Below are 6,160 nucleotides of genomic sequence, written 5' to 3'. Positions count from 1 at the left end.
TTATTCGTTTTTTTGAATAATAATTCACGGCGAGTTGTTTTGTTGAGCGGTACTAAATTCATTAGAGTATAAATTCTATTTATTTTTATACTGATCTTTTGCAAGCGATTTGATAGCAAAGCTAGACGGGCTGGGCTTTTAATGCGATGTTAAGTGGCATTGTGAATCTAGAATAGAATGAACACGACTAAGGGATAATTGAATTTTAGTTGTGAATCCAGTACTGTTGCGCCATTAGAAAAGCGGATCTAAATCACAAAAATCCGAGAATTGACGGAGATAACTATGAAAGTTGCTGTACTTGGAGCTGCTGGCGGTATTGGCCAGGCGCTTGCCCTACTATTAAAAACTCAACTACCTGCGGGTTCAAAATTGTCGCTTTATGATATTGCACCTGTAACACCAGGTGTTGCCGTTGATTTAAGCCACATCCCAACAGCGGTTGAAGTAAAAGGATTTGCGGGTGAAGATCCTTCTGCTGCATTAGACGGTGCCGATGTGGTCCTTATTTCTGCGGGTGTTGCACGTAAGCCTGGTATGGATCGCTCAGATCTATTCAACATCAACGCTGGGATCGTAAGAAACCTTGTTGAAAAGTGTGCTGCGACTTGCCCTACCGCGCTTATCGCTATTATCACTAACCCTGTGAATACGACAGTTGCTATTGCTGCTGAAGTGCTTAAGAAAGCGGGTGTGTATGATAAGAACCGTTTATTCGGTGTGACGACGCTTGATGTTATTCGTTCTGAAACCTTTGTTGCTGCAGCAAAAGGCTTAAACGTAGCAGACGTTAAAGTGAACGTTATCGGTGGCCATAGTGGTGTGACTATTCTGCCACTTCTTTCACAGGTTAAAGGCGTTAGCTTTACTGATGAAGAAGTTGCAGCGTTAACAACGCGTATCCAAAATGCAGGTACTGAAGTTGTTGAAGCTAAAGCGGGTGGCGGTAGTGCGACACTTTCTATGGGACAAGCAGCTTGTCGTTTCGGTCTTTCTCTCGTTCGTGGCTTGCAAGGCGAAGCAAACGTTGTTGAATGTGCCTACGTAGATGGCGGCAGCGAACATGCTGAGTTTTTCGCTCAACCTATTGTTCTTGGTAAAAATGGTGTTGAAGAAGTATTAGCATATGGTGACGTTAGCGCATTTGAAGCAAGTGCTCGTGATGCAATGCTAGATACGCTAAAAGCAGATATTAAGCTTGGTATCGAATTTGTTAAGTAAGCTTACCTTTTGACAATGTAAGCCCTTAACGAAAAAACGGAGCCAATTGGCTCCGTTTTTATTGAGTCAATAAAACTAGTGACTACGCTGTACGGCTATCTTAGCCAGTGAAATTAGTGCTGTTTTGTATTCTGACTCTGGCAATATAGCTAATGCGGCGATAGCCTTGTTAGACTCTTCTATGGCTCGCTGTTCAGTATATTCAAGCGCACCACAACGCTTTAAGGCGCTTATAATCACTTCAATGTGCTCTGTACCGTCACCTTTTTCAATCGCTTCTCTAATGAGCGCTTTCTCTGTGTCGTTACCTTTGGCAATGGCAAAGATCAACGGTAAAGTTGGTTTTCCTTCAGCTAAATCATCACCTATGTTCTTACCTAGCTCTTCTGTTTCTGCTGTGTAATCAAGTAGGTCATCAGTTAATTGAAAGGCGGTACCCAAAAACTTACCATACTCAGCAAGTGCTGTTTGTATCTCTTCAGAGCTTTCGGCTAATAAACCCGCTAAGCGTGTTGCAGCTTCAAACAATTTTGCTGTCTTACAATAGATGACACGCATGTAGCTTTCTTCAGTGGTGTCTGGGTCGTTACAATTCATCAATTGCAGGACTTCACCTTCGGCGAGTACGTTAGTGGCGTCAGCGAGTATTTCAAGTACGTCTAAGCTTTTAAGCTCAGTCATCATTTGGAATGAACGCGTATAAAGGAAGTCACCTACTAATACACTGGCACTATTACCAAACAATGCATTCGCTGTTTCTCTGCCGCGACGGAGCATAGATTCATCAACGACGTCATCATGCAGTAGTGAAGCTGTATGAATAAACTCGATTATTGCTGCCAACTTTAAGTGAGAATCACCTTTATAGTCGATTGCCCGAGCCGCTAAAATTGACAATAAAGGTCTTAAGCGTTTGCCGCCACCGTTAATAATATAAAAACCTAATTGATTAATTAGGGCTACATCTGACTCTAATTGTTTATAGATCAGTTGATTGACTGCTTGCATATCGCTATCAGCCAATTGACGAATGGCGTTTAAATCCATAAATAGACTCTGATTTGTTGGCTGCTATGACAATCAGCAGCTCATTTAAGACATAAATGTTATAATAGGGGGATTCTACCTAAATTTGTGCAGCAAGACAGTAGTTGTCGCTAATTCTGGGAGATATTTGGGTCTTTTTTTATTCTTACTGAATTAGCTCTTGTCAGATGCTAGTTCTTAGCGTAAACTCCGCGACCATTGTCATTAAAGCTTTTATAGCACCCCTGCATCAATCTAATATAGTTTGAGCGGCGTGTTTAGAATATCGGAGTAAAATAGCTATGTACGCTGTTTTTCAAAGTGGCGGCAAACAACATCGTGTTGAAGCCGGTCATACAGTTCGTTTAGAAAAATTAGAAGTCGCTACAGGCGAAACTATCGAGTTCGACCAAGTTCTTTTGGTTGCAGATGGTGAGACTGTACACGTAGGTGCACCTTTAGTTGAAGGTGGTAAGGTTGTTGCTGAAGTTGTTAGCCACGGCCGTGCGGAGAAGGTAACTATTGTTAAGTTCCGTCGTCGTAAGCACCACGATAAGAAGATGGGCCATCGTCAATGGTTCACCGAAGTTAAAATTACAGCTATTAGCGCTTAATTAGGAGTCTAACTCATGGCACATAAAAAAGCTGGCGGTTCTACTCGTAACGGCCGCGATTCAGAAAGTAAACGTCTTGGTGTAAAGCGCTTTGGCGGCGAATCAGTTCTAGCTGGTAACATCATCGTTCGTCAACGTGGTACTAAATTCCACGCTGGTGTTAATGTTGGTATCGGTCGTGACCACACTTTATTCGCACTTACCTCTGGTAAAGTGAAGTTTGAAGTTAAAGGTCCACAGAGCCGCAAGTTTATCAGCATTGAAGATTAATCTTTAGCTTCTGCTAAGATTAATACAAAGCCCCGCCATTGGTGGGGCTTTGTTTTTTTTAATATTAAGTAAATTGTTTTTTGGCGACTAGAATCGTTAAGAGTATAATTCTTTCATTCTGTGGTGCCAGGAGTTGGTATGAAGTTTGTCGATGAAGCGACTATCCGTGTTGAAGCGGGTAATGGTGGTAGTGGTTGCGTCAGTTTTAGACGTGAAAAATATGTTCCTGATGGTGGACCTGATGGTGGTGATGGCGGCGATGGCGGCAGTGTTTATCTGCAGGCTGACGAAAACCTTAACACATTAATTACCTTTCAGTTTGAACGCTTCCATAATGCCGAACGCGGTAAGAACGGTCGTGGTCGAGACTGTACTGGTCATGGCGGTGATGAGCTAGTGCTTAAAGTACCTGTCGGTACACGAGCAATAGATGCTGAGACAGAAGAGACTCTTGGTGATTTAACCATACACGGCCAGAAAATGCTTGTGGCCAAAGGTGGTTTCCATGGTATGGGTAATACGCGCTTTAAAAGCAGTACTAACCGTGCACCTAGGCAAAAAACATTAGGTACTGATGGCGAAGTACGTAGCTTGAGACTTGAGCTGTTGTTGCTTGCTGATGTTGGCCTACTGGGTATGCCAAATGCGGGTAAATCGACTTTTATTCGTGCAGTATCAAAAGCAAGACCAAAAGTAGCAGATTATCCCTTTACAACGTTGGTGCCCAATCTTGGTGTTGTTAACCCAAGACCTGGCCAAAGCTTCGTGATTGCGGATATTCCCGGTCTAATCGAAGGTGCTGCAGATGGTGCTGGTCTTGGTGTTCAGTTCTTGAAGCACTTAGAACGCTGCCGAGTGCTGTTGCACATTTTGGATGTCGAGCCTATCGATGGTAGCAATCCTGTAGAGTCAGCGCGTTCTATTGTCGCTGAGCTAGAAAAGCATTCGCCTAAGCTTGCTGGTAAGCCACGCTGGTTAGTCATTAACAAAGCCGATTTGATGCTCAAAGAAGAGCTGCAAGTAAAAATCGATAAGATTGTTAATGAACTGGAGTGGGAAGGCGAAGTATTTACTATTTCCGCTTATAATCGCGAAGGTACAGCTGAATTAGCACTTAAGTTGCTCGACTTTATTGCGTTGCTACCTCCTGAAGAGAAAGTTGACGTCGAAGCCGAAGTTGAGTTTAAGTGGGATAATTACCATCAAAATGCTAACGAATCTGTCAACGAAGATTATGTCGCTGACGATGATGACGACGATTTTGATGATGATGATTACGATGTTGAGGTTATCTATCAAAGATAGATAGTTTCAATTGAGGATGTTGAGAATTGTACGCCGACACACAAAATGATATTACACGTCAAGTTGTTAGGGTTGCTCAACTTCTTCTAGCTTATGGCGCTGACTCTGAACTTGTTGAAGAGATTAGTCAGCGCTTAGGCTATGCTTTAGGCTTAGCCAGTGTCGAAATCTCTATCTCCTCCAACTGCCTCGTTTTAACTAGCCTTGTTCATGGGCGCTGTATAACCACAACCAGACGAACGCGTGAGCATGGTATTAATATGACCATTGTATGCGAGCTTCAACGTATCTGTCTGTTGACCGAAAAAGGCATATACGGCCTGCATGAAGTGCGTAAACGTGTCAGCCGCATCGAACCTAAGACTTATCCAGCAAAATATGTAGTCCCTATGATTGGCTTATCTTGTGCTAGTTTTTGTCACCTATTCGGGGGAGACATTACGGCTTGCCTGATTACATTTTTAGCTTCAGCTATCGGTATGTTTGTTCGACTTTCTATCGCCAAACGTCATTTCAATTTACTCCTCAATTTCAGTGTTACAGCATTCGTTACGACTATTATTGCGCAAACGGGTTACCAATTTGATTTAACCGACACGCCCAAGTTACCCATGGCCGCGAGTGTATTGATGCTTGTGCCAGGCTTTCCGATGATTAATGCTATATCGGATATGGTAAAGGGACACCTAAACGTCGGCATTTCTCGCTGGGGCCACGCGACGTTACTGACGGTATCGTCAGTAATAGGGATCACTATGGCAATGCAAATAGGTGGGCTGTTTTTATGATGTCGCTTATTCTAAGCATGTTAAATGATGCGGTGTTTTCAGCGATTCCTGCAGTAGGATTTGCGATGCTGTTTAATGTACCGCGTCGTTTCCTGCCTTTTTGTGCAATAGCGGGAGCACTAGGGCATGGCAGCCGCACGATGTGGTTAAGCCTAGGACTCCCTATTGAATGGGCAACATTTTTTGCTGCTGCGCTCGTAGGGATAGTTACAATTGGTTTTGCTAAGCGTCATCTCGCGCCACCTTTGATGTACGCTGTTGCAGCGATCATTCCGATGATCCCTGGCTCCTACGCATTTAATACCGTGATAGCATTAGTCCAATTGACGGCACAATCCCATGTCAGCCCGGAACTGATATCAGAAGTCATCAGTAATGGGCTTAAAACTGTATTCATTCTCGGCGCACTATCTGTCGGCCTTGCTATGCCAAGCTTACTTTATTTTCGCTCGCGTCCAGTCATCTAACAAAATGTAAAAGGAAGTATTTTGAAAATTGCTATGATTGCCGCTATGGCGAATAACCGCGTTATTGGTAAAGACAATAAGATGCCATGGCACCTCCCTGAAGATCTACGCCATTTTAAGGCTGTAACCCTAGGTAAACCTATCGTGATGGGGCGAAAGACCTATGAGTCAATTGGTCGACCGTTGCCAGGCAGGCATAATATAGTGATTAGTCGTCAAAAGGATTTGGCTATAGACGGTGTCACTACGGTGACCTGTTTTGAGGATGCTAAGCTCGCTGCAGGCGACTGTGAAGAGCTGGTTGTTATCGGAGGCGGTCAACTTTACGCAAGCCTTTTGTGTATATCGGATGTTTTATATTTAACCGAAATTTCACTGGATGTTGAAGGCGATACCTATTTCCCGCATTGGGATGATGGTTCTTGGTTGGAAATGTCGAGAGATGTAGCTATAAGTAGTAAACAATTGG

The 6,160-nt window shown here is 43.4% G+C and carries 8 protein-coding genes; 7 read left to right on the top strand and 1 reads right to left on the bottom strand.

Features of this window, described 5'->3' with window-relative positions; genetic code table 11:
* The first annotated feature begins 285 nt into the window (after positions 1–285).
* On the top strand, positions 286–1,221 hold the full coding sequence (gene mdh / locus CXF82_RS00100; RefSeq protein WP_101091330.1) for a malate dehydrogenase: 936 nt from the start codon (positions 286–288) through the stop codon (positions 1,219–1,221).
* A gap of 75 nt (positions 1,222–1,296) precedes the next feature.
* Here the strand turns inward: mdh and ispB are convergent, their stop codons facing one another.
* Positions 1,297–2,268, bottom strand: coding sequence for an octaprenyl diphosphate synthase (ispB, locus tag CXF82_RS00095; RefSeq protein WP_101091331.1), 972 nt, complete (start codon positions 2,266–2,268; stop codon positions 1,297–1,299).
* Between the two features lie 281 nt (positions 2,269–2,549).
* On the opposite strand from ispB, the gene rplU reads away from it, so the two are divergent.
* From rplU to CXF82_RS00065, 6 genes are all read left to right on the top strand, one after another.
* On the top strand, positions 2,550–2,861 hold the full coding sequence (rplU, locus tag CXF82_RS00090) for a 50S ribosomal protein L21 (RefSeq protein ID WP_020914101.1): 312 nt from the start codon (positions 2,550–2,552) through the stop codon (positions 2,859–2,861).
* A 15-nt stretch (positions 2,862–2,876) separates the two neighbouring features.
* A complete protein-coding gene (gene rpmA, locus CXF82_RS00085; RefSeq protein ID WP_101091332.1) occupies positions 2,877–3,131 on the top strand; it encodes a 50S ribosomal protein L27 in 255 nt (84 codons plus the stop codon).
* A 138-nt stretch (positions 3,132–3,269) separates the two neighbouring features.
* Entirely contained in the window at positions 3,270–4,436 is a 1,167-nt protein-coding gene (gene cgtA / locus CXF82_RS00080; protein ID WP_101091333.1) for an Obg family GTPase CgtA, read from the top strand.
* Positions 4,437–4,462: 26 nt separating this feature from the next.
* Positions 4,463–5,224: a threonine/serine exporter family protein gene (locus CXF82_RS00075; protein ID WP_101091334.1), complete on the top strand. Its 762-nt coding sequence runs from the start codon at positions 4,463–4,465 to the stop codon at positions 5,222–5,224.
* Positions 5,221–5,691: a threonine/serine exporter family protein gene (locus CXF82_RS00070; RefSeq protein ID WP_101091335.1), complete on the top strand. Its 471-nt coding sequence runs from the start codon at positions 5,221–5,223 to the stop codon at positions 5,689–5,691. The genes CXF82_RS00075 and CXF82_RS00070 overlap by 4 nt, the downstream gene beginning before the upstream one ends.
* 21 nt (positions 5,692–5,712) lie before the next feature.
* Positions 5,713–6,160 (top strand): dihydrofolate reductase (locus CXF82_RS00065; RefSeq protein WP_102043447.1); only part of this gene is annotated, 448 nt, incomplete at its 3' end.

This window comes from Shewanella sp. GutDb-MelDb, from assembly GCF_002836075.1.
Taxonomy (GTDB): domain Bacteria; phylum Pseudomonadota; class Gammaproteobacteria; order Enterobacterales; family Shewanellaceae; genus Shewanella.
The sequence above is the reverse complement of the archived record's forward strand: the minus strand, read 5'-3'. Positions and strand labels throughout refer to the sequence as shown.